20 protein-coding genes and 1 tRNA gene are annotated in these 22,404 nt (G+C 74.0%); 15 read left to right on the forward strand and 6 right to left on the reverse strand.

Features of this window, described 5'->3' with window-relative positions; all coding sequences use genetic code 11:
- Nucleotides 1-22: 22 nt before the first annotated feature.
- Nucleotides 23-109: transfer RNA gene (locus AB0E83_RS00120), tRNA-Ser, on the reverse strand.
- A 208-nt stretch (nucleotides 110-317) separates the two neighbouring features.
- Here AB0E83_RS00120 and AB0E83_RS00125 point away from each other — a divergent pair.
- Complete coding sequence (locus AB0E83_RS00125; RefSeq protein WP_362103804.1) at nucleotides 318-1,166, forward strand: MHYT domain-containing protein; 849 nt, start codon at nucleotides 318-320, stop codon at nucleotides 1,164-1,166.
- A 90-nt stretch (nucleotides 1,167-1,256) separates the two neighbouring features.
- Here the strand turns inward: AB0E83_RS00125 and AB0E83_RS00130 are convergent, their stop codons facing one another.
- Nucleotides 1,257-2,627 carry a trypsin-like peptidase domain-containing protein gene (locus AB0E83_RS00130; protein WP_362103806.1) on the reverse strand — a complete coding sequence of 457 codons (1,371 nt, stop codon included), beginning with the start codon at nucleotides 2,625-2,627 and terminating at the stop codon, nucleotides 1,257-1,259.
- A gap of 187 nt (nucleotides 2,628-2,814) precedes the next feature.
- Here AB0E83_RS00130 and AB0E83_RS00135 point away from each other — a divergent pair, with 187 nt between their 5' ends.
- The 3 genes from AB0E83_RS00135 to AB0E83_RS00145 all read left to right on the forward strand — a co-directional run bounded on the left by AB0E83_RS00135 (nucleotide 2,815) and on the right by AB0E83_RS00145 (nucleotide 5,570).
- Nucleotides 2,815-3,654: a glycerophosphodiester phosphodiesterase gene (locus tag AB0E83_RS00135; protein WP_362103807.1), complete on the forward strand. Its 840-nt coding sequence runs from the start codon at nucleotides 2,815-2,817 to the stop codon at nucleotides 3,652-3,654.
- 88 nt (nucleotides 3,655-3,742) lie between these two features.
- On the forward strand, nucleotides 3,743-4,348 hold the full coding sequence (locus AB0E83_RS00140; RefSeq protein ID WP_362103809.1) for an ATP-binding protein: 606 nt from the start codon (nucleotides 3,743-3,745) through the stop codon (nucleotides 4,346-4,348).
- A 244-nt stretch (nucleotides 4,349-4,592) separates the two neighbouring features.
- On the forward strand, nucleotides 4,593-5,570 hold the full coding sequence (locus tag AB0E83_RS00145) for a DUF5926 family protein (RefSeq protein WP_362103811.1): 978 nt from the start codon (nucleotides 4,593-4,595) through the stop codon (nucleotides 5,568-5,570).
- Between the two features lie 220 nt (nucleotides 5,571-5,790).
- Here the strand turns inward: AB0E83_RS00145 and AB0E83_RS00150 are convergent, their stop codons facing one another.
- Together AB0E83_RS00150 and AB0E83_RS00155 are read right to left on the reverse strand one after the other, a co-directional pair.
- Complete coding sequence (locus AB0E83_RS00150) at nucleotides 5,791-6,510, reverse strand: hypothetical protein (RefSeq protein WP_362103812.1); 720 nt, start codon at nucleotides 6,508-6,510, stop codon at nucleotides 5,791-5,793.
- A gap of 267 nt (nucleotides 6,511-6,777) precedes the next feature.
- A complete protein-coding gene (locus tag AB0E83_RS00155) occupies nucleotides 6,778-7,473 on the reverse strand; it encodes a bifunctional DNA primase/polymerase (RefSeq protein WP_362103814.1) in 696 nt (231 codons plus the stop codon).
- A gap of 505 nt (nucleotides 7,474-7,978) precedes the next feature.
- Between AB0E83_RS00155 and AB0E83_RS00160 the strand changes: the two genes are divergently transcribed.
- Nucleotides 7,979-9,469 carry a PP2C family protein-serine/threonine phosphatase gene (locus AB0E83_RS00160; protein ID WP_362103816.1) on the forward strand — a complete coding sequence of 497 codons (1,491 nt, stop codon included), beginning with the start codon at nucleotides 7,979-7,981 and terminating at the stop codon, nucleotides 9,467-9,469.
- Between the two features lie 125 nt (nucleotides 9,470-9,594).
- Nucleotides 9,595-11,052 (forward strand): aminopeptidase P family protein, encoded by a 1,458-nt coding sequence (locus AB0E83_RS00165; protein WP_362103818.1) that lies wholly within the window; start codon nucleotides 9,595-9,597, stop codon nucleotides 11,050-11,052.
- A 47-nt stretch (nucleotides 11,053-11,099) separates the two neighbouring features.
- Here the strand turns inward: AB0E83_RS00165 and AB0E83_RS00170 are convergent, their stop codons facing one another.
- On the reverse strand, nucleotides 11,100-11,543 hold the full coding sequence (locus AB0E83_RS00170) for an ATP-binding protein (RefSeq protein ID WP_362103820.1): 444 nt from the start codon (nucleotides 11,541-11,543) through the stop codon (nucleotides 11,100-11,102).
- A gap of 204 nt (nucleotides 11,544-11,747) precedes the next feature.
- Between AB0E83_RS00170 and AB0E83_RS00175 the strand changes: the two genes are divergently transcribed.
- The 9 genes from AB0E83_RS00175 to AB0E83_RS00215 all read left to right on the forward strand — a co-directional run bounded on the left by AB0E83_RS00175 (nucleotide 11,748) and on the right by AB0E83_RS00215 (nucleotide 21,576).
- Nucleotides 11,748-12,527, forward strand: coding sequence for a hypothetical protein (locus AB0E83_RS00175; protein WP_362103822.1), 780 nt, complete (start codon nucleotides 11,748-11,750; stop codon nucleotides 12,525-12,527).
- A 144-nt stretch (nucleotides 12,528-12,671) separates the two neighbouring features.
- Nucleotides 12,672-13,445, forward strand: coding sequence for a YcnI family protein (locus AB0E83_RS00180; RefSeq protein WP_362103824.1), 774 nt, complete (start codon nucleotides 12,672-12,674; stop codon nucleotides 13,443-13,445).
- Between the two features lie 45 nt (nucleotides 13,446-13,490).
- Nucleotides 13,491-14,225, forward strand: a complete 735-nt coding sequence (locus AB0E83_RS00185; RefSeq protein WP_362103825.1) for an SCO family protein — start codon at nucleotides 13,491-13,493, stop codon at nucleotides 14,223-14,225.
- Complete coding sequence (locus AB0E83_RS00190) at nucleotides 14,222-14,674, forward strand: copper chaperone PCu(A)C (RefSeq protein ID WP_362103827.1); 453 nt, start codon at nucleotides 14,222-14,224, stop codon at nucleotides 14,672-14,674. Before AB0E83_RS00185 ends, AB0E83_RS00190 begins: the two co-directional genes overlap by 4 nt.
- Nucleotides 14,675-14,731: 57 nt before the next feature.
- Nucleotides 14,732-16,645 (forward strand): copper resistance protein CopC, encoded by a 1,914-nt coding sequence (locus tag AB0E83_RS00195; protein ID WP_362104250.1) that lies wholly within the window; start codon nucleotides 14,732-14,734, stop codon nucleotides 16,643-16,645.
- Nucleotides 16,646-16,651: 6 nt separating this feature from the next.
- Nucleotides 16,652-17,992, forward strand: coding sequence for an iron uptake transporter deferrochelatase/peroxidase subunit (gene efeB, locus AB0E83_RS00200; RefSeq protein ID WP_362103829.1), 1,341 nt, complete (start codon nucleotides 16,652-16,654; stop codon nucleotides 17,990-17,992).
- Nucleotides 17,993-18,082: 90 nt separating this feature from the next.
- Nucleotides 18,083-19,018: a prephenate dehydratase gene (gene pheA / locus AB0E83_RS00205; RefSeq protein ID WP_362103831.1), complete on the forward strand. Its 936-nt coding sequence runs from the start codon at nucleotides 18,083-18,085 to the stop codon at nucleotides 19,016-19,018.
- Between the two features lie 465 nt (nucleotides 19,019-19,483).
- Nucleotides 19,484-20,773 (forward strand): serine--tRNA ligase, encoded by a 1,290-nt coding sequence (gene serS / locus AB0E83_RS00210; protein ID WP_362103833.1) that lies wholly within the window; start codon nucleotides 19,484-19,486, stop codon nucleotides 20,771-20,773.
- Nucleotides 20,770-21,576, forward strand: coding sequence for an HAD family hydrolase (locus AB0E83_RS00215; protein WP_362103835.1), 807 nt, complete (start codon nucleotides 20,770-20,772; stop codon nucleotides 21,574-21,576). The genes serS and AB0E83_RS00215 overlap by 4 nt, the downstream gene beginning before the upstream one ends.
- 145 nt (nucleotides 21,577-21,721) lie before the next feature.
- Here AB0E83_RS00215 and AB0E83_RS00220 read toward each other — a convergent pair whose 3' ends face one another.
- A complete protein-coding gene (locus AB0E83_RS00220; RefSeq protein WP_362103837.1) occupies nucleotides 21,722-22,351 on the reverse strand; it encodes a rhomboid-like protein in 630 nt (209 codons plus the stop codon).
- Between the last annotated feature and the right edge of the window lie 53 nt (nucleotides 22,352-22,404).

A 22,404-nucleotide genomic window follows, 5' to 3' on the forward strand; every position in this document is an offset into this window, starting at 1 on the left:
GGTCGGAGGCTCTCACGCGCTGCGGTGGGTGTGGGATTTGAACCCACGGAGACATCGCTGCCTCGACGGTTTTCAAGACCGTTCCCTTAGGCCGCTCGGGCAACCCACCCTCGCTCCGGACCGCTTGGGGCGGAGCGGGCTACAGCGTACCGGGTGGGGGGAGGGGGCGGGGGAGAGCGTGACGATCTTGGGCGGGTTGACGGGGCGGCGTCCGGAGCGTCCGGGATGCCCGGGGCGCCTGAAGATCATCCGAAACGGAGGGTTAAAGTCCGTTCACAACATCTTCACGTTTTTTGAGAAGGACCGAGGGACGCAGGGTGCAGGGCACGATCGACGGGTTCGGCTACGGCATGGTCACGCCCCTGGTGGGCTACGTGATGGCCTGCCTGGGCAGCGCGCTGGGACTGCGGTGCACCGTGCGGTCGCTCGCGAGCGGCCGGGCCCGCAAGCCCGGGTGGCTGGCGCTCGGAGCCGCGTCCATCGGGTGCGGGATCTGGACCATGCACTTCATCGCGATGCTCGGCTTCCGGGTGAGCGAGACGGCGATCTCGTACGACGGCCCGCTGACCTTCCTCAGCCTGCTGGTCGCGGTGCTCGTCGTCGGCGCCGGGGTCTTCACCGTCGGCTACCGCGGCGCCCGGCCGGTCCCGCTGCTCACCGCCGGCCTCTTCACCGGCCTCGGCGTCGCGGGGATGCACTACCTGGGCATGGCCGCCATGCGGATGAACGGTTCCCTCACGTACGCGCCCGGTGTCGTCGCGCTCTCCGTCCTCATCGCCGTCGTCGCCGCGACCGCCGCCCTCTGGGCGGCCGTCTCCGTCCGGGGCCTGCTCGCCAGCCTCGGCGCGAGCGTCATCATGGGCATCGCCGTCACCGGCATGCACTACACGGGGATGGCCGCCGTCGGCGTCCGGGTCGCCCACGACGCCCACGCCGCCGTCGGCGACGGCTCCTCCGCCCTCGACGTGCTGCCGCTGCTGGTCGGACCGCTCATCTTCCTGGTCCTCGCCGCGGCCGTGGTGATGCTCGACCCGATGCTCATCATGGGCGACGACGAGCCCGCCGGCCGGCCGGGCCGGCGCCTCGACATCGGCGACATCCGGGTCAGCCTGAACGCCGACAACAACTGGGGCGTCACCGGCGCCGCCCAGAGCCGGGAGCGGTAGGACGGCCGGCCCGCGGACGGCGGCGGCGCCGGGGCGGATCCCCGGCGCCGCCGTCCGTCGTCGACGCGCGGGCCGCCACGCGCGCGTGGGTCAGCTGTCGCCGGTGCGCTCGCCGAGGACGACCGTCGTCGTCGCCGGCTTGCCGTCCCGCTCGTAGGTGATCTTCACCGAGTCGCCCGGCTTGTGGGTCCAGATCTCGCTGATGAGGGTGGGGCCGCTGTCGATCGTGCGGTTCCCGAAGCCGGTGATCACGTCGCCGGGCCGCAGGCCGGCCTTGGCCGCCGGGCCGTCCGGCGTCACCGCCGCCGTACCGCCCGCGCCCTGCTCCGCGATGGTCGCGCCCTCGCCCTTATCGTTCATGTTCACGGTCGCGCCGATCACCGGGTAGACCGGCTTGCCGGTCTTGATCAGCTGCTCGGCCACCGCCTTCGCCTGGTTGACCGGGATCGCGAAGCCGAGGCCGATCGAACCCGCCTGGGACTGGCCGTAGCCGCCGCCGGTGGACTGGATCGCCGAGTTGATGCCGATCACCGCGCCGGCCGCGTCCAGCAGCGGGCCGCCCGAGTTGCCCGGGTTGATCGAGGCGTCCGTCTGCAGCGCGCTCATGTACGAGTTGCTGCGGCCGCCGTCGCCCGAGGCCACCGGGCGGTTCTTGGCGCTGATGATGCCGGTCGTCACCGTGTTGGAGAGGCCGAAGGGCGCGCCGATCGCGATCGTCGAGTCGCCGACCGCCACCTTGTCCGAATCGCCCAGCGGCAGCGGCTTCAGCCCCTTGGGGGCCTCCTTCAGCTTGAGCACCGCCACGTCGTAGCCCTCGGCCCGGCCGACGACCTCGGCGTCGTACGTCCTGCCGTCCGAGAAGGTCGCGGAGAGCGTGCCGCCCTCCGCCGCCGACGCCACCACGTGGTTGTTGGTGACGATGTGGCCCTCCTGGTCGTAGACGAAGCCGGTGCCGGTGCCGCCCTCGCCCTGCACGTCGCCCGACTTCGCCTGGATGGTGACCACGCTCGGCAGCGCCTTCGCGGCGACCGCCGCGACCGTGCCCGGGTCCCGCTTGAAGGAGGCCGGGGCCTCGCCCGAGGAGACCGTCGTCGACGCCGTGGTCCCGTCCTCGCGCTGGGCCGCCCAGTAGCCGATGCCGCCGCCGATGCCGCCGGCGACGAGCGCCGCGACCAGGACCGCCGCGACGAGCCCGCCGGTGCGCTTGCGCGGGGCGGCCGGGGCCGCGGGCGGGCCCGGGACCGGCTCGGCCCAGGACGGCACGACCGGAGGCGCCGGCGGCAGGCCGCCCGCGGAGGCGGCCGCCATCGCGGGAGCGGGCTCCTGGGCCGGGGCCTGGACCGGAGCCGGGGTCGGGGGCACGGGCGGGACCGGCGGCACGGCGGGGGCGGGAGGCGTGGCGGGGGCGGACGGGGCAGTCGGGTCCGCCGGAACCTCGGTGCCCTCGTTCTCGGTGCTCACAGCTCGCTCTCCTCGTTCACTGCGCGGGGACGGTGATACTCGCTCCAGGGTGCTGCGCCCAGCCTTTCCCACCCGGCGTCAGACCGCGGTAAGGCGGAGCTGTGCGTCGGCACCCCATTCTTTATAACCGGGCAGAACGGACAGGTCTCGGGTGCCCGCACCGCCCCGCCAATGGCACCATGACGCGGTGACCCACGCACGGCAGCAACCGAACCGCGGCCCCGTCCAGGTCGTCGCCCACCGAGGGGCCTCCGAGGACGCGCCGGAACACACCCTGGCCGCCTATGTGAAGGCCATCGAGGACGGCGCCGACGCCCTGGAGTGCGACGTACGGCTCACGGCCGACGGACACCTGGTCTGTGTCCACGACCGTCGGGTCGACCGTACCTCGAACGGTCGCGGCGCCGTCTCCACGCTCGAACTCGCCGACCTCGCCGCCCTGGACTTCGGCGCCTGGAAGGCGTTCAAGGAGCGCGAGGACTCCGGGGAGCCGGGCGAGCTCCCCGACTGGGGCGACCCCGGGTACACCTCGGTCCTCACCCTGGAGCGGCTCCTGGAGCTGGTCTCCGACGCCGGGCGGCGGGTCGAGCTCGCCATCGAGACCAAGCACCCCACCCGCTGGGCCGGCCAGGTCGAGGACCGGCTTCTCGCGCTCCTGAAGCGTTTCGGGCTGCACGCGCCCGTGACGGCCGAGGAGTCCCCGGTACGGGTCATGAGCTTCTCGGCCCGCTCCCTGCAGCGGATCTCCGCCGCCGCGCCGGAGCTGCCGACCGTCTCCCTCGCCCAGTTCGTCACCCCCCGGCTGCGCGACGGGCGCCTGCCCGCGGGCGCGCGCGTGGCGGGGCCGTCCATCCGGATCGTCCGGCACCACCCGGCCGTCATCCTGCGCCTCCAGAAGGCCGGCCACCAGGTCCACGTCTGGACGGTGGACGAACCCGAGGACGTCGAGCTCTGCCTGCGGCTCGGCGTCGACGCGATCATCACCAACCGCCCCCGGCAGGTCCTCGCCCACCTCGGGCGCGCCTGAACCGCTCCCCGGCGGCCGGAGCGGGGGGGCCCGCGAGGGGGGCGCACCGGCGCGTTCGGAGCGTTCGGCACGTACGCGATCGTCACTTGTGCTCCACACCACCCGGAACAGGCGGTTTCCGGCCGGGGTCCCCGGGGCATCCACACGGTGGCGTGGGGCGAAGGAGGTCTCGGGGGTGGCGTTGGTGGTGGCACAGAAGGTGCCCACGTCGTCGAGCATGGCCGTACCCCATGGCCCTGCGGGCGTGGGGGAAGCGCGACACCGGATGCGGGACGAGCTGTACCGCAGCGGAGTGTCGGAATCGGTCGTCGACGACGCGGTCCTGATCCTGTCCGAACTGCTCAGCAACGCCTGCCGGCACGGCAGTCCGCTGGGCCGGGGCGACCGGGGAGAGGGCGACGTGCTGGCGGCCTGGCGGCTCGATCCGTCGGGCGGGCTGACGGTCGAGGTGACGGACGGGGGCGGTCCCACGAGACCCGTTCCGTCGACGCCGTCGGTCACGGCGCGCGGCGGACGCGGGCTCAACATCATCGGCGCCCTGGCCCAGGACTGGGGCGTGCGCGACAGCGCGACCGGCGAGGTCACGGTCTGGGTGATCGTCACGGAGGGGCACCGCCGCGAGGACTTCGCGGCCCGGGTCGGCGCCGGCGGCTGCGGCTTCGACCTCCTCGACGCGTACGACGACCTGGACTGAGGGGCGCCGGGCCCGTCGGCGGACACCGGCTCCGGCCCGGTGTCCGCGCCGCGGAGCGCGTACCGGATCCGACGTCCTCGCGGGCTCCGGATCCGCGTCCGTGCCCGCGTCCGCCGCCGCTCCGGACAGGCACCGGACAGGCGGGCGCCCCGGCGGACGGTCCGGGCACGGCGGAGCCTCCGGCGGCGTCCGGGCGGCTAGGCTCGCGCCCGACACAGCACCGCGATCGGGAGAAAGCCACACCATGGCCAAGAAGCGCCCCCAGACGAAGGCCGGCAAGAGCGGCCAGGCACAGGTCACGAACGGGGAGATCCCGGTCGTCGGCGCGCGCGAGCCCTGCCCGTGCGGTTCGGGCCGCCGCTACAAGGCGTGCCACGGCCGGGCCGCCGCGCACGCCGCGACCGAGCACGTCCAGCGCCCCTTCGAGGGCCTGCCCGGCGAGTGCGACCTGGTCGCGCTGCGCGAGCTGGTGCCCGCCGCCACCGTGCCGCTCACCCTCAAGGGCGGGCTGCCCGAGGGCGTTCCGTCGGTGACGCTCGCGACGGTCCTGCCGATGGCCTGGCCCGCGCTCCGCCGCGACGACGGCTCCGTCCTGCTCGCCCTGCAGAACGACGGCACCTCCGGCGACCTCTCCCGCGACCTCGCCGACACCCTCCAGCGCGCGCTGGAGACCGAGCCCGGCAACCCGGTGCCGCCGCGCCGCGTCGAGCCCGAGGGCCCGCGCCTCCAGGACCTGCTCGACACGGACGCGCCGTTCGTGCCCGAGGTCCACACCGGCTTCGAGTTCTGGATCCCGCAGTCGGCGGACGGCGCCGACCCCGAGGTCGCCGCCTCCCTGGAGCGGGCCAACGCCGCCGCGATCCCGACGGTGAAGCTGGCCTCGGTCGACGCCGCCTACTGGTGCGAGACGCCGGAGAAGAACCACCTGCGCTGGGTCATGCCGCACCCGGAGGAGAAGCTGCTCGACGCGCTCGCCCGCCTCCACGTCGCCGGCGCCACCTCGCTCGGCGCGGACACCCGTCTGGTCGGCTCCTTCCGCGCCCACGGCCTGATGGTCCCGGTGTGGGACCTGCCGTCGGCGATGACCGCCGAGGAGTGCGAGAAGCCCGCCGCCGAGTTCGCCGAGCGACTGGCCGAGGCGCTCGGCCAGGACGCCCCGCTGACCGCCGAGGAGCGGCGTGCGCGCGGCGGCCTCACGAACCGTCAGGTGACTCTCAGCTGATACCCCAGGTGGTATCGGTGACTGACAGACCGACCAGTCGGTGACTTCCGCCACAGCGGAACCTACGGAGCGGTAAATCCCTGTCCGAATAACCGAGATCGAATTTGCGAACCGCAGATCTCTTGTTACCGTTCAGGGAGCCCGGTCGCTGGTGCATCCCCCGTCGCCAGCGACCGGGCGTTTCCATGCCCGCCCCGCCGTCGCGCCGGGGCCGCCCCCCTCAACTCGCTTCGCCGTCAGCCGTGTTGCTGCCCGCCCGGAGCAGCAGCGGCGCCTCGCCGCCCTCGTCCTCCCCCGCGAACTCCGCCACGGCCGTGTGCGCGCGGGCCGCGCCCGCCCCCGGCTCCCTCGGCGTCTCACAGGTCTCCGGCTCGTCCCGCGCGGGCACCGCGCAGCGCACCTGGACCGTCCGCCCGCCGGGCGCCATGAGGGTCAGGATCGCGTCGATCTCCCGTCCGGTGGCGTTGCGGTAGTAGGCGCGCGCCCAGACGTCCGGCCCCTCCGCCAGGACGCAGGTCTGCGCCTCGACGCCCTCGGGCGAGGCGAGTTCGGGGCCGCAGCGGCTGACCCGCTCGGGCACCCCGGCGGGGGCGGCGGGGCGCGCCGCGGTCCGCTCCGGCACCGGAGCGGGAACGGGCGCGGGCGCGGAAGCGGCGGGGTCCGCGGCGGTACGGTCCTCCCGGCCGAGCTCCAGGCCGCCGAACAGCTCCCCGACCGGCCCGCCGCGACCGGCGTCCGTCCCGCCCGGCTCCGTCCCGCCCGGCTCCGTCCCGCCCGGCTTCGCGTCGGCCGGCTTCGCGTCGGCCGGTGCCGGGGCCGCCGCGCGCGGCGGGGCGTCGTCCGACGGGCCGGCCTTCGCGGCGAGCGGCACCAGGACGGCGATCGCGACGGCGGTGCCGAGGCCGGCCACGCGGAGTTTCGCCGGGCTCAGCCGACTCATGCGCCCCACCTGCTCTGTTCGGGAACGATCACGGACCGTGGGGCGAACCTACCGGCGCGGGACGGGCCCCCGGCGGGCCGCACGCCCGATTCCCCTACGCGTCGACCCAGGACACACCCGTTCGGGTGAACGGCGACAGGCCCCCGGGGCCCCGCGGCCCGGTACGACTCGACAGGCCCAGCACGCCTCGGTCCGGCTCAGCCTGCCCCGGTACACCCCGGTACGGCTCGGTGCGCCTCGCGCACCCCCGGTACCGCTCGGCGCGGCTCAGTAGGCGAGCCGGCTCCCGCCGCCCGGTGCGGCCGTGCTCGCCTCGACCAGGGCGTCCACCACCGCCTCCACGTCCGGCAGCCACGGCCGGGCGGAGCCCGCGAGCGGCGCCCGCTCCCAGCGGACCTGCCCGGTGCCCGCCGTGGACGGCGGCAGCAACAGATAGCCGCCCTCTCCATGGAACCGCAGCGAGCTGGGCACGCTGTCCTTCGCGTACAGCAGCTCGCCGAGGCGCTCCAGGCCGTACGGGGCGACCAGGATCGACCAGCGGGTCGGCGTCGCCACCACCGGTCCGAAGCGCATGCCCGCCGCGTCGAGGGCCCGCAGCGCGCGCGTGCCCGCGACGGCCGGGAGGCTCACCGCGCACGGGGCGCGGCCGCCGGTGGCCAGCACGATCGGGGCGTCCGGGCGCCGGGTCCACCACCAGCGGATCATCCGCTCGTCGGTGGTGGCGGCGAGGAGGCCGGGGTCGAAGGGGTGCGCGCCGGGGACCACACAACCGGGGTCGGGGCAGGCGCACACCGGCCCGTCGCCGCTGGAGCTCTTCGCCGTACGGGCGGGCTCCTTCAGGCCCACGCCCGGCAGGACGGGCCAGTCCCACTCGACCGCGAAGGCGACCGCCGCGTCCTGTCGTGCGGCCCTCGCCTTGCGCCGGAACCGGAGCCTGCGTCGCCTTCCGAGGATCTCGCGCATGAGCGCTCGTTCCTTTCCGTTGAACGCCGAATCCACATCACACCACGTGCAGATCTCTTCACCGTGCGTATCAGCGCGTACAGCGTCGGCGGTGCGCCGCCCCGGGCGGGAGCGGGGCCGGCCGGAACGGGGCCGGGTCACAGTCAGGTCGAAGCCGGTTGAGAACACGATCCCCGCCACGCGGGGAGGGGCTGCGGCCTGCGGCACGTACGACGCCGGGGTTCCGCATCTCGATTCCGGGGCACTTCCAACTGCCCCTGCCTGCCATCGATTACGTACCCCGCATGCTCGGGATGACGCGCTTTCAAACGACGCCAGTCGACCGCAAATGGTGCACAGCGGGGTCAATTTTCAGCCAACTTCCATCCCACTTCAACCCCTGTGCGCGACCTCCCGGAGGACCACCCGGAACGCCCCTCGGACACCACAAGTCCCACCGGGACGATGCTGGACATCGCTCCTCGGGTGCGTGTACATGTGGAGACATCGAGCGGCGCAATATGACATGGGGGTTTGCGATGCCATGGCGTCAAACGCACCGGTCGGAAAGCCGACCGAGATGAGCTCCCCACACCTGCCGAAGCACGTCCCGAAAGTGGCCGGAATCGATTCCACGGTTCCCGCGCCACCGCACACTAAGGCGCCCCTCGCGGGCGTCCCCGCCGCCGCGGCACCGGCCGACGGCGCCCCCGCCCCCGGCGCCCTGATCACCGACCGCCTGGCCGGCTGGGTCTCCGACCTCACCACCCTCCACGAACTCACCGAGCGGCTCATCAGGACCTCCACCCTCGACGAGGCCCTGCGCGAACTCCTCGGCGCCGGAGCCGCCCTCGTGGGCGCCCGCCGCGGCATGGCCGTCCTCGAACCGGCCGACGGCCTCGGCCCCGCCACCACCATCGGCCTCGGCCTCGCCCACGCCGACCTCGGCACCATCGAGACCGTCCCCCGCAGCGCCACCAGCTACGGCCGCCTCCTCGACGGGCTCCCCGACCCGTCGGACCCGTACGGCGCCACCCGCGTCCCGGAGCCCATCGCCATCCCCGACGTCCGCGCCGAGGAGGGCCTCGACCCCCGCCACCGCGAGGTCGCCGCCCGCCTCGGCTACGCCGCCAGCTACGCCCTCCCCCTCGCCACCGAGGAGACCGGCCGCCTCGGCGCCGGCGTCTGGCTCTACGACGAGCCGGCCGCCCCCACCGACCGCCAGCGCCACCTCGTCGGCCTCTACGGCCGCTTCGCCACCGAGCACCTCGCCCACCTCCTCCAGGTCGAGCGCGCCCGCGTCCAGGTCTCCACCGTCGCCGAGGAGCTGCTCCCGAGCCGGCTCCCCCGCGTCCCCGGCGTCCGCCTCGCCGCCCGCCACCGCACCGGCCCCCGGGGCGGCGGCGACTGGTACGACGCCCTGCCGCTGCCCGAGGGCGCCCTCGGCCTCTCCGTCGGCTCGGTCTCCGGCACCGGACCGAGCGCCCTGGCCGCCATGGGCCGGCTCCGCGCCTCGCTGCGCGCGTACGCGGTGATGGAGGGCGAGGACCCTGTCGCCGTCCTCTCCGACCTGGAGCTGCTGCTCCGGCTCACCGAGCCGGCCCGCTCCGCCACCGCCCTCTTCGCCTACGCCGAGCCCGCCCGCCGCCGCCTCGTCCTGGCCGGCGCCGGGCACGCCCCGCCGCTGCTCATCGGCGAACACCGCACCGAGTACGTGGAGACCTCGCTCTCCGCCCCGCTCGGGATGCTCTCCTGCTGGGAGGCGCCCAGCGTGGAGCTGTCCCCCGCGCCCGGAGAAACGGTGCTGCTCTACACGGACGGGCTGCTGCGGCGTACCGGCGACCCCATCGACCGGGCCTTCGCCCGGCTCCACGCGGCCGCCGCGAGCGTGCCGGCGGCGGACCGGGACGACCCGGGCGCGATCGCCGACCACGTCCTGCGGACCGTGCTTCCGGACGGGCTCGGCCCGGCCCCGGAGGGCGAGGACGTGGTCCTGCTCGCGGCCCGCTTCGACTGAGCGGGCACCGAGCGGGCGGTGACCGCGTTGTGACCGCGCGGTAACGGGTCTTCCGGCCCTGGGCCCCCTTCCGCACGACCGTACGATGGAGGGGGTTCAGTGTCGTACCAAGAGGAGGCAGACCCGTGGCCGATGAGCTCACCCCGGAGACCCCGGACGAGGCCGAAGAGCCGATCAAGCAGCGGAAGAACGGCCTGTACCCGGGCGTCTCCGACGAGCTCGCCGAGAACATGAAGTCCGGCTGGGCCGACACGGAGCTGACCGGGCTGGAGCCGATCCCGCAGGCGGCCGAGACCGCCGCGCGCCGGGCGGCACTCTCCGCCCGCTTCCCGGGCGAGCGCCTGGTGATCCCGGCCGGCAACCTGAAGACCCGGTCGAACGACACCGAGTACAGCTTCCGCGCCTCCACCGAGTACGCGTACCTCACCGGCGACCAGACCCACGACGGCGTCCTGGTCCTGGAGCCGACCGCGACCGGCCACGACGCCACGATCTACCTGCTGCCGCGCTCGAACCGTGAGAACGGCGAGTTCTGGCTCGACGGCATGGGCGAGCTGTGGGTCGGCCGCCGCCACTCCCTCGCCGAGGCGGAGCAGCTGCTCGGCCTGCCCGCGAAGGACGTCCGCGAGCTCGCCGCCGCCCTCAAGGAGGCCACCGGTCCGGTCCGTGCCGTGCGCGGCCACGACGCCGGCATCGAGGCCGCCCTCACCGACAAGGTCACCGCCGAGCGCGACGAGGAACTGCGGATCTTCCTCTCCGAGGCCCGTCTGATCAAGGACGACTTCGAGATCGCCGAGCTGGAGAAGGCCTGCGCCGCCACCGCCCGCGGCTTCGAGGACGTCGTGAAGGTCCTCGACAAGGCCGAGGCCACCAGCGAGCGCTACATCGAGGGCACCTTCTTCCTCCGCGCCCGCGTCGAGGGCAACGACGTCGGCTACGGCACCATCGCCGCCGCCGGCCCGCACGCCTGCACCCTCCACTGGGTCCGCAACGACGGCGCCGTCCGCTCCGGCGACCTGCTCCTCCTCGACGCCGGCGTCGAGACCACCGAGCTCTACACCGCCGACGTCACCCGCACCCTGCCGATCAACGGCCGGTACACGGAGATCCAGCGCAAGATCTACGACGCCGTGTACGAGGCGCAGGAGGCCGGCATCGCCGCGGTGAAGCCCGGCGCCGCCTACCGCGACTTCCACGACGCCGCCCAGCGGGTGCTCGCCGAGAAGCTCGTCGAGTGGGGCCTCGTCGAGGGCCCGGTCGACCGCGTCCTGGAGCTGGGCCTCCAGCGCCGCTGGACCCTCCACGGCACCGGCCACATGCTCGGCATGGACGTCCACGACTGCGCCGCCGCGCGCACCGAGGCGTACGTCGACACCACGCTGGAGCCGGGCATGTGCCTGACCGTCGAGCCCGGGCTCTACTTCCAGGCCGACGACCTGACCGTGCCGGAGGAGTACCGCGGCATCGGCGTCCGGATCGAGGACGACATCCTCGTCACCGAGGACGGCAACCGGAACCTCTCCGAGCAGCTGCCGCGCCGCTCCGACGAGGTCGAGGCGTGGATGGCGGCCCTGAGGGGCTGACCCCGTCCCGCGTGCGGGGCCCCTTCCGAGGGGCCCCGCACGCGGTTTCAGGCCATCAGGAGGGACGGGCTGTCCTTCCACTTCAGGAGCTTGTCGAAGCTGACCACCGCGCCGCCCCGGCCCGAGCGGCCGAAGTGCACGTGGTCGGAGAGCTCCTCGATCAGCCGGAGCCCGCGGCCGCTCTCGGCGTCCTGACCGGCCGCCCGGACGGGCGGTGCCCCGGGGAAACCGGGACCGGCGTCGGCGACCTCGATCCGGCAGGTCTCCCCGTCGAGGAAGGCCGTCACCCGGTACGCCTCCGAACCGCGGCCCGCGGCGGCGCCGCCCCCGTGCTCGACCGCGTTGGCACACGCCTCGGTCAGCGCCACCGACAGCTCGTAGGACACGTCGGGATCGACCCCGGCCGTCTCCATGGTGCCGAGGAACAGGCGCCGGGCGAGCGGAACGCTCGCGGCCTCGCGCCGCAGATGGAGTGACCACCAGATGCTCATGCTCCAGCCTCCCGGCAGCGGCTCGACATACCCCTAGCTATTGCCGGGGACGGCGGTCCGTAAGCGCCCGGACGCGCCAAGAGCGCCCGTTCGGCGGATGCACCGGGCCCCGGACCCGGTGTATGTCATCCCGAACACCCCCAAGAACGACCTTGCGGACCTGCCGCGTGGCCGCCGGGGTCCTGGTGCGATGATGGGGCCGCCATGACTGCCCCCGCGCTCGCTCCACGGCTGCTGAGGGCCGCGGTGTTCACCGCGGTCTGCGTCGTGCTGTCCGCGCTGGGACACGCCCTCGCCGCCTGCGCGGGCATCGCCCTGTGGACCCTCCTCGCCGGCTTCCTCGGCGTCTTCGGGTTCACGGTCCTGCTCACCGGGCGCGAGCGCTCCCTCGGCTTCGTCGTCGCCTGCCTCGCGGGCGGACAGCTCGGGCTCCACCTGCTCTTCGGCCTCGGCCGGCAGCGGCTCGCCCTGAACCCCGAGGCCGACGACGCGCTGGTGCGGGCGGCCGCCAAGCTCGTCTGCGGGGCGGGCGCCGCCGCCCTCACCCCGAGCGACGCCGCCGGGATCCTGAGCCGCGCGGGGATCGACCCGGCCGCCGTCCAGGCACACGCGGGCGTGCACGGGGCCGACGCGGCGCACGCCGGCGGCGCGCTGCTGCCGAGCCTGCCGATGCTCCTCGGCCACCTGCTCGCCGCCCTGGTGGCGGGCTGGCTGCTGCGCCGGGGGGACCTCGCCCTGGTCCGGCTCGTGGAGCTCTCCGAGCAGGGCACGGCGGAGCTCGCCGAGGGCGCGCCCGTCCGCTCCCTGCGCGCCGCGCTCCGCCTCGTACGGGCCCTGCTCGCCGGCCTGGCGACGCTGGCCCCGGCCGGTCCGCGCGGCCGGCTCCGCACCGCCTTCGACTCCGCGCCGCCGCCGGTGGCCGGGGCGCTCCAGCACACGGTGATCCGCCGCGGCCCGCCGGCCGCCTGCGTCCTCGCAGCCTGACGCGGTCCGCTCCGAAGGGGAGCGGGGCCGCGCCCGTCCGTACGCGCCCGCCCGGGGTCCGCCCCGCCGGCCGCCGCGCCCGGACCGGACCGCCTTCTCCTCCCGGGCCCCTCGCGGCCCCTCATCGAGCTGGAGTTCCTCACCATGAACGTCTCCCGTGCGCTGGTCACCGCCGGCACCGCCGCCGCCTCCGTCGTCCTGCTCGCCGGACCGGCCCTCGCCCACGTCGGCGTGCAGCCGGTGGGCGAGGCCGCCCAGGGCGGCTACGCGACCGTGAACATCAAGGTCCCCAACGAGCGCGACAACGCCTCCACCGTGAAGGTCGAGGTCAACTTCCCGCTCGACCACCCGCTCGCCTCCGTCATGCCGCAGCCGGTCCCGGGCTGGAAGGCCGAGGTCACCAAGGCCGACCTGGACAAGCCGCTCACCCTGCACGGCAAGCAGATCAAGCAGGCCGTCTCCAAGGTCACCTGGACCGCGGACGGATCGAAGATCGGCCCCGGCCAGTTCCAGCAGTTCCCGCTCTCCCTCGGGCAGCTGCCCGAGGACACCGACCAGCTCGTCCTCAAGGCGATCCAGACCTACGACAACAAGGAGGTCGTGCGCTGGATCGAGGAGCAGAAGGGTGCCGAGGAGCCGCAGAACCCGGCCCCCGTCCTGAAGCTCTCGGCCGCCGGCGAGGACCACCACGGCGGCGGCGCCGCCACCCCCACCGCCTCGGCCACGACCTCCGGCGCCACGGCCTCCGCCGCCGCGGACGCGAAGGCCGGCCACGAGGACGGGGCCGGCGCCCACGCCGAGGCCGCCTCGTCCTCCACCACCGACACCACGGCCCGGGTCCTCGGCGTCGTCGGCATCCTCGTCGGCGTCGCCGGCGTCGCCTTCGGCGTCCTCGCCGGTCGCCGTCGCTCGGCCTGACGGCACCCGCCCAGCACGTCCAGCACTCCGAAAGACAGACACCGCATGTCCACAGAGAAGACGTCCCCGTCGCAGAGCGGCGGGGACGGCCCCACCGGCCGCCCCGGGCGGCGCACCCCGCTGATCGTCGCCGCCGTCGCGATCGTCGCCGCCCTCGGCATCACCGCCGCGGTCGGCCTCGGCGGCGACGACGCCAAGGACACCTCCTCGGGCTTCGTCCAGGTCGAGGGCGGCACCGCCGAGAAGGGCCGGGCCGCCACCGTCCTCGACCGGCCGTTCACCAAGCCCGACCTCGTCCTCACCGACACCGAGGGCGAGACGTACGACCTGCGCGAGCGCACCAAGGGCAAGCCGACGCTCCTCTACTTCGGCTACACCAACTGCCCCGACGTGTGCCCGCTGACGATGAGCAACATCGCCATCGCCAAGAAGCGGCTCCCCAAGGCCGACCAGGACAAGCTTCAGGTCGTCTTCGTCACCACCGACCCCGAGCGGGACACCGCCGCCTCACTGGCCAAGTGGCTGCCCGCGGCCGGCGACCCCTCCTTCACCGGGCTCACCGGCGACTTCTCGAAGATCCAGGCAGGTGCCCGGTCCATCGGCATCGGCATCGACCCGCCGAAGAAGGAGAAGGACGGCACCGTCGTCTCCATGCACGGCGCCCAGGTCGTCGCCTTCTCCCCCACCACCGACCAGGGCTACGTCCTGTACGGGGAGGACACCACCGTCGAGGACTACGCCAAGGACCTGCCGAAGATCATCAAGGGGGAGAACCCGTGACCCGCCGCACCACCGCCCTGTCCGCCGCCGTGGCGCTCGCCGCCGCCCTCGCGCTCACCGGGTGTTCGTCCGACGGCGGGAAGCCCGAGCTGAAGGTCAGCGGCGCGTACATGCCCCAGCCCGTGATGGACATGGCGGGCGGCTTCCTCACCATCCGGAACACCGGGGGCACCGCCGACAAGCTGACCTCGGTCACCAGCCCGCTCTCGGACGACGTCACGATGCACGAGACGAAGAACCAGAAGATGCAGCGGGTGAAGGCCTTCGACATCCCCGCCAACGGGGAGCTGAGGCTGGACCGGGGCGGCAACCACCTGATGTTCATGGAGCTGAAGTCGAAGCCGAAGCAGGGCGAGAAGGTCAGCGTCGAGCTGCACTTCGAGAAGGCCGACCCGATCACGGTCGAGCTGCCCGTCGAGGCCCCCAACCACAACCCTCAGCAGCACTGAGCTCGTTGACGGAGTGACACAGTGACGACACCCACCGCCCCGCGCCTCGGCACCGCCCTGGCCCGGCTGCTCGTTCTCGCGGCCGCGCTCCTGGGCACGCTCCTCGCCGGCGCCGCCCCCGCCTCGGCCCACGCGGCGCTGACCGGGAGCGACCCGAAGGACGGGGCGGTGGTCGCCACCGCCCCCGAGGAGGTCGGCCTCACCTTCTCGGAACAGGTCGCGATGGGCGCCGACTCGATCCGGGTCCTCGACCCCTCGGGCCGGCGCGCCGACACCGGCGAGATCATCGACCTGTGCAGCGGCGCCGTCGTCAAGTACGGCGTGGCCCTGCGGGCCGGTCTGCCGGACGGCACCTACACCGTCGCCTGGCAGGCCGTCTCCGCCGACAGCCACCCCATCGCCGGGGCCTTCACCTTCTCCATCGGCGCCCCCTCCGCCACCTCGGTCGCCCTGCCCGACCGGGCGGCCGGCGGCGGGATCGTCGGCGCCCTCTACGGCATCGCGCGCTACCTGTCGTACGCGGGCTTCGCCGTCCTGGTCGGCGGCGGCGCCTTCGTGCTGCTGTGCTGGCCGCGCGGCGCGGGCGTCCGGCCCGTGCAGCGGACGGTCGTCCGGGGCTGGCTGGCCCTCACCGGCGCCACCCTGGCCATGCTGCTCCTGCGCGGCCCGTACACCGGCTCCGGCGAGCTCGCCGACGTCTTCGACCTGGCGGGGCTCCAGGCCGTGCTCCAGACCAAGACCGGGGCGGCGCTCACCTCCCGGCTGCTCCTGCTCGGCGCGGCCGCGCTCTTCGTCGCCGTCCTCTTCGGCGCGTACGCCCGGCGCACCGACCCGAAGGAGCGCAAGGACCTCGCCTTCGGCCTGGGCCTCGGCGGCACGGTCGTCGCCGCGGGCATCGCCGGCACCTGGGCACTGGCCGAGCACGCCTCCACCGGCATCCAGCCGGGCGTCGCGATGCCCGTCGACATCCTGCACCTGCTCGCCGTCGCCACCTGGCTCGGCGGGCTGACGACCCTGCTGGTCGCCCTCTACCGGGCGCCCTCCGTGGAGCGCGCCGCGGTCGAGCGCTTCTCCCGGGTCGCCTTCGCCTCGGTCGCCGTCCTGGTGGCCACCGGCCTCTACCAGTCCTGGCGCCAGGTCGGCTCCTGGTCCGCCCTGACCGGCACCCGGTACGGGCAGCTGCTCCTGGTCAAGATCGGCCTGATGGGCGTGCTCGTCGGCGTCGCCTGGATATCCCGCCGCTGGACCCGGCGGCTCGCCGAGCGGACCCCGGAAGCGGACGCGGAGGCGGGCACGGAGGCGGGCGCGGAGGCGGAGCCCACCGAGGAGGAGCGTGAGGAGCAGGCGCTCGAGGAGACCCTCGAAGAGGTCATCGCCGAGGAGACGGACCCCGAGCGGGCCGCCCAGCTCGCCCGGCAGCGCGCGGCGATGGCCACCGCCCGGCGGAAGAAGGCCCGGGACGCGGATCCGGAGCGGACCGGGCTGCGCCGCTCGGTGCTGACCGAGGCCGCCGTGGCCGTCGTCCTGCTCGCCGTGACCACCGTCCTCACCTCCACCGAGCCCGGCCGCACCGAGGAGGAGGCCGCCCGGTCCGGCGGGGCGGCGGCCGGCCCGGCCGCGGTGCCGGACCGCCCGGTGGACATCCGGCTCCCCTTCGACACCGGCGGCGTCGACGGCAAGGGCGTCGTCCGGCTCACCCTCGACCCGGGCCGCACCGGGGCCAACGCGCTCCACCTCTTCGCCGAGCGCCCCAACGGCAAGCCGCTGGACCTCCCCGAGATCAAGGTGAACCTCACCCTGGAGGAGAAGGGCGTCGGTCCGCTGCCCGTCGCCCCGGACCGGATCCAGACCGGACACTGGACCGCGAGCGGCGTGCAGCTCCCGCTGCCCGGCGACTGGCGGATCCAGGTGACGGTCCGCACCTCCGAGATCGACCAGACCACCATCGAGAAGAACGTCAGGATCGGCTGAACCCCCGTGAGCACCCCCGTGACCGGCTCCGCGCCCGGCCCCACCCCCGGCCCCTCGTCCGGCGACGCCTCCCCCTCCTCGTCCGGCGGCGGCCGGCCCGACGTCTCCCGGCGCCGGCTGCTCGGCACCGTCGGCGCGGCGGGCGCGGCCGGCCTGGTGATCGGCGCGGCCGGCGGCGCCGGCGTCGCGACAGCCGTCTCGGAGGGCGGCTCCGCCGCTCCCGGCGCCGGCGACCCCCGGGCCCTGACCTCGGTGGGGGCCACCGAGGTGGCGTTCCACGGCAGGCACCAGCCCGGCATCACCACCCCGCTCCAGTCGCGGGGCCACCTGGTCGCCTTCGACCTCGCGCCAGGCGCGGGCCGCAAGGAGGCCGCCGCGCTGCTGCGCCGCTGGTCGGCGACGGCGCGGACGCTGATGGCCGGGAAGGCCCCGTCCGGCGACACCGGGATCGCGCTGGACGCGGGCCCGTCCTCCCTCACGGTCACCTTCGGTTTCGGCCGCACCTTCTTCGATCGGACGGGGCTGACCTACCGGCGGCCGGAGCAGCTCGATCCGCTGCCCGCCTTCTCCTCCGACGCCGTCGACCCCAGGCGCTCGGAGGGCGACCTGTGGGTGCAGATCGGGGCGGACGACGCCCTGGTCGCCTTCCACGCGCTGCGCGCGCTCCAGAAGGAGGCCGGGGGCGCGGCCCGGGTGCGGTGGCAGATGAACGGCTTCAACCGCTCGGCGGGGGCGACCGCCCGCCCGATGACCGCGCGGAACCTGATGGGCCAGGTCGACGGCACCAACAACCCCAAGCCCACGGACCCCGACTTCGACCGGCGGATCTTCGTCCCCGCCGGGGCGGCCGGCGCCCAGGACTGGATGGCGGGCGGCTCGTACGCGGTCGTGCGGCGGATCCGGATGCTCCTGGACGACTGGGAGCGGCTGTCGACGGAGAAGCAGGAGCGGGTCATCGGGCGCCGCAAGGCGGACGGGGCACCGCTGTCGGGCGGTTCGGAGACCACTCCGCTGGACCTGGACAAGGCGGGGCCGGACGGGAAGCCCGTCATCCCCGGCAACGCCCACGCCCGGATCTCCGCCCCCGAACAGAACGGCGGGGCCGCGATGCTGCGCCGGCCCTTCTCCTTCCACGACGGGATCGGCGCGGACGGCACCCCGGACGCGGGGCTCCTCTTCATCTGCTGGCAGGCCGATCCGCTGCGCGGCTTCGTGCCGGTGCAGCGCAAGCTCGACCGGGGCGACGCGCTGTCCGCGTTCATCCGGCACGAGTCGAGCGGGCTCTACGCCGTGCCGGGCGGAGCCGCCGAGGGCGAGTACGTCGGCCAGCGGCTGCTGGAGGGCTGAGGCCCCGGCCCGCCGGGCGGCCGGGGCCGGCGGGCGCCCGGAGGCCGGGACGGGGAAGAGCCGGGCGACGGGGCGCATTAGGGTGACGGTATGTCCGCCACCCGGTACACCTACCTCGGCCCCGAAGGCACGTTCACGGAGGCCGCTCTGCGGAGCCTGCCCGAGGCGGCGACGCGGGAGCTCGTCCCCATGGTCTCGGTTCCGGCCGCGCTCGACGCCGTACGGCACGGGGAGGCGGCCGCCGCGCTCGTCCCGATCGAGAACTCGGTCGAGGGCGGGGTGACGGCGACCATCGACGAGCTGGCCTCCGGCGAGCCGCTGATGATCTACCGCGAGGTGCTGCTGCCGATCGCCTTCGCGCTGCTCGTGCGGCCCGGGACCGCGCTGTCGGACATCAAGACGGTGACGGGCCATCCGGTGGCCCAGCCGCAGGTGCGCAACTGGCTGCGCAAGCACCTTCCGGAGGCGGTGTGGGAGTCGGCCGCGTCGAACGCGGACGGGGCCCGGCTGGTGCGGGAGGGGCAGTTCGACGCGGCCTTCGCGGGCGAGTTCGCGGCGGCGACGTACGGCCTGGAGGCGCTGGTCAAGGAGATCCACGACGCGGAGAACGCGGAGACGCGGTTCGTGCTCGTGGGCCGGCCGGCCCGGCCGGCGGCGCCGACCGGCGCGGACAAGACCTCGGTGATGCTGTGGCTGGGTGACGATCATCCGGGTGCCCTTCTGGAACTCCTCCAGGAGTTCGCGGTGCGCGGGGTGAACCTGATGCTGATCCAGTCCCGGCCGACGGGGGCCGGGATCGGGAACTACTGCTTCGCCGTGGACGCCGAGGGCCACATCTCGGACCGCCGGGTGGGCGAGGCGCTGATGGGTCTGAAGCGGATCTGTCCGCAGGTGCGCTTCCTCGGTTCGTATCCGCGGGCGGGCGCGTCCCGCGCGGACGTCCGGCCACTGCGGCGGGGGACCTCGGACGAGGAGTTCACGGCTGCCTCCGACTGGTTGGCGAGGGCCCAGGACGGCAGGGCCTGACCGCGATACTGACCGAACGGCGCGCCTCGTGCGTTCGTTCGTCCACAGGCAGAGCTCACTAGTCCTACCTGCATACTTTTCGTTTTCCCCCTCGGTTATCCACAGGGCTGTGGCGCAAGCTGGGGACAAGTCGACACCCGGTCTCCGCAAGGTCGACAAATCGCCCGCTTCACTCCTCGCGCGCATGCCCTCCATCCACAGGCCGTACCGCTGTCCACGTCAGAACGGGCTACCGCGACTCACTCTCCGGAGGGATCGATTCCCCTCGAAATGGGTGCGTGAATGGAGTTTGATCACCTAATTCGGAGGTGACGGAGGGGAAATCCACAGAACTTCCGCACACCCTGTGGATAACTTGATTCGCCGCGCATTTCCCCAGCCCGCAAGATTCGGCAATTCGGGCATACCGGTACGCGTTCTCATATACGGTGGGGTCGCGCGAGCGCACACCGGTAGCCTGGTGGGGTGATTGACCTTCGCCTGCTCCGTGAGGACCCCGACCGTGTTCGCGCCTCCCAGCGCGCCCGTGGAGAGGACGTCGGCCTCGTCGACGCCCTGCTCTCCGCCGATGAGCGGCGCAGGTCGTCCGGCGTCCGCTTCGACGAGCTCCGATCCGAGCAGAGGGCGCTCGGAAAGCTGATCCCCAAGGCCACCCCGGAGGAGCGCGCCGAGCTCCTCCAGCGCGCCGAGCGGCTCAAGACCGACGTCAAGGCCGCCGAGGCCGAGCAGAACGAGGCCGACGAGTCGGCCAGGAACCTGCTCCTCCAGCTCGGCAACATCGTCCACCCGGACGTGCCGGTCGGCGGCGAGGAGGACTTCGTCGTCCTGGAGACGCACGGCACCATCCGCGACTTCGCGGCCGAGGGCTTCGAGCCCAAGGACCACCTGGAACTGGGCGAGGCGCTCGGCGCCATCGACGTCGAGCGGGGCGCCAAGGTCTCCGGCTCGCGCTTCTACTACCTGACCGGCGTCGGCGCCCTCCTGGAGCTCGCCCTGGTCAACGCGGCCATCGCGCAGGCCACCGAGGCCGGCTTCGTCCCGATGCTCACCCCCGCGCTGGTCCGCCCGCGCGCCATGGAGGGCACCGGCTTCCTCGGCCAGGCCGCGGAGAACGTGTACCACCTGGAGAAGGACGACTACTACCTGGTCGGCACCTCCGAGGTCCCGCTCGCCGCGTACCACATGGACGAGATCATCGACGCCGACAAGCTGCCGCTGCGGTACGCGGGCTTCTCGCCCTGCTTCCGCCGCGAGGCCGGCACGTACGGCAAGGACACCCGCGGCATCTTCCGCGTCCACCAGTTCGACAAGGTCGAGATGTTCTCGTACGTCGCGCCCGAGGACGCGGAGAACGAGCACAAGCGGCTCCTGGAGTGGGAGAAGCAGTGGCTCAACTCCCTGGAGCTGCCCTTCCAGGTCATCGACGTCGCCACCGGCGACCTCGGCGCCTCGGCCTCCCGCAAGTTCGACTGCGAGGCGTGGATCCCCACCCAGGGCAAGTACCGCGAGCTGACCTCGGCCTCCAACTGCGACGGCTTCCAGGCCCGCCGCCTCTCCGTCCGCATGCGCGACGACCAGGGCGGCAAGAAGGCCGTCCAGCCGCTCGCCACGCTGAACGGCACGCTGTGCGCCGTCCCGCGCACCATCGTCGCCATCCTGGAGAACCACCAGCTCGCCGACGGTTCGGTGCGCGTCCCGGAGGTCCTCCGGCCGTACCTGGGCGGGCGCGAGGTCCTGGAGCCGATCGCGAAGTGAGCGCCTTCCCCTACCGCCTGGTCGCGACGGACCTCGACGGCACGCTGCTGCGGGCCGACGAGTCCGTCTCGGACCGCACCCGGGACGCGCTCGCCGCGGTGACGGCGGCGGGCGCCGCGCACATCGTCGTCACCGGCCGGGCGGTGCCCTGGACCCGGCACATCCTCGACGACCTGGGGTACCGGGGGATCGCGGTCTGCGGCCAGGGCGCGCAGGTCTACCACGCCGGCGAGCACCGGCTGCTGACCTCCCTGACCCTGGACCGGCAGCTCGCCGGGCTCGCCCTGTCCAAGATCGAGGCGGAGGTCGGTCCGCTGGCGCTGGCCGCCAGCCGGGACGGGCTGGAGGGCGAGGTCCTGATCGGCCCCGGCTACCGGGCCCAGGAGGGTCCGCTGCCGTACGTGCCCTACGAGGACCCGGCCGAGGTGTGGACGGCGCCGCTCACCAAGCTCTACATCCAGCACCCGACCCTGTCCGACGACGAGCTGACCGCGGTCGCGCGCGCCACCGTCGGCGGGCTGGTCGACGTGGTCATGGCGGGTCCGGGGATCGTGGAGATCCTGCCGCTGGGCCTGAGCAAGGCCACCGGCCTCTCGCTGGCGGCACGCCGGCTGGGCGTGAAGGGGGCCGACACGATCGCCTTCGGCGACATGCCCAACGACATCCCGATGTTCGGCTGGGCCGCGCGCGGGGTCGCGATGGGCAACGCCCACGAGGAGTTGCGGGCGGTCGCGGACGAGGTGACCGCCTCCAACGAGGAGGACGGCATCGCGGTCGTCCTGGAGCGCCTGCTGGCCGCCTGAGCGAAGTCCCTGACGTGCGCCGCGGGGCCCGCCTTCCCGAGGGAGGCGGGCCCCGCGGCGTACCGGAGGGGCGGCCCGCGCGGTCGCGTGGCCCGCGCGCTCGAAGCGGCCGCCCCTCGGGGGATCCCCCGTGTCCCCCGCACAACTAGTGTGCGCCGGACCGCCGTTCGGGAGCGAGCGGTTTTCCGCGTGGCCCGCGGCCGTGCGGACGGCGGGTGAGCGGGTGGCAGGCCAGGCCGATCGCCAGCGAGATCGCGTGCCCGAGGTCGGTGTACGTGCGGTCCGCGAGCAGCGGGACGAGGAAGAAGGCCACCGCGGCGACGAGGTGGGCCCACCGCCAGGGCCGGGGGACGCGGTAGGTCAGGATCCCGGCGGAGGCGGCGAGTCCGTAGCTGACGCCGATGTCGACGACGTGCGCCATGCCGCGCGGCGCGTCGTGGTGGGCGATCGCGAAGAGGACGGCCTGCTGGCTGAGGAGGGTGGCCGCGATGTGCGCGGTGGCGACGGTGAGGAGCCACCGCGCGGTACCGAGCCAGCGCTCCACGGGGGCGTGCAGGGTCTCGAAGAGGACGGCGTACAGCAGCAGGTCCGCCGGGTCCTCGATCCAGAACGCGCTGCCGAGCAGGGCGCGGACCGGGTGGTGGGCGAGCTGGTGGAGGTTGCTGCTGTTGCGGTGGAGGAAGTACGCGTCCAGTCCGGCCGGGGACAGCGCGAGGGTGAGGCCGGTGATCGCGAGGACCGCCAGCCAGAGGTGCGTGCCGGGTGACGAACGCACCCACGACCTGATCGGTCGGGACGGTTCGCCACCCGGGAAGGTTTCGCTCGGCA

Origin of the sequence: Streptomyces sp. NPDC035033 (genome assembly GCF_040636735.1) — a bacterium.
In the GTDB taxonomy this organism is placed as follows: Bacteria; Actinomycetota; Actinomycetes; order Streptomycetales; family Streptomycetaceae; genus Streptomyces.

What these genes read in the sequence shown, in the direction of transcription:
- AB0E83_RS00145 (WP_362103811.1), top strand. Translation starts at nt 4,593, where the DNA reads ATGGCCAAGAAGCGCCCCCAGACGAAGGCCGGCAAGAGCGGCCAGGCA.
- AB0E83_RS00150 (WP_362103812.1), bottom strand. Translation starts at nt 6,510, where the DNA reads ATGAGTCGGCTGAGCCCGGCGAAACTCCGCGTGGCCGGCCTCGGCACC.
- AB0E83_RS00155 (WP_362103814.1), bottom strand. Translation starts at nt 7,473, where the DNA reads ATGCGCGAGATCCTCGGAAGGCGACGCAGGCTCCGGTTCCGGCGCAAG.
- AB0E83_RS00160 (WP_362103816.1), top strand. Translation starts at nt 7,979, where the DNA reads ATGGGGGTTTGCGATGCCATGGCGTCAAACGCACCGGTCGGAAAGCCG.
- AB0E83_RS00170 (WP_362103820.1), bottom strand. Translation starts at nt 11,543, where the DNA reads ATGAGCATCTGGTGGTCACTCCATCTGCGGCGCGAGGCCGCGAGCGTT.
- AB0E83_RS00175 (WP_362103822.1), top strand. Translation starts at nt 11,748, where the DNA reads ATGACTGCCCCCGCGCTCGCTCCACGGCTGCTGAGGGCCGCGGTGTTC.
- AB0E83_RS00180 (WP_362103824.1), top strand. Translation starts at nt 12,672, where the DNA reads ATGAACGTCTCCCGTGCGCTGGTCACCGCCGGCACCGCCGCCGCCTCC.
- AB0E83_RS00185 (WP_362103825.1), top strand. Translation starts at nt 13,491, where the DNA reads ATGTCCACAGAGAAGACGTCCCCGTCGCAGAGCGGCGGGGACGGCCCC.
- pheA (WP_362103831.1), top strand. Translation starts at nt 18,083, where the DNA reads ATGTCCGCCACCCGGTACACCTACCTCGGCCCCGAAGGCACGTTCACG.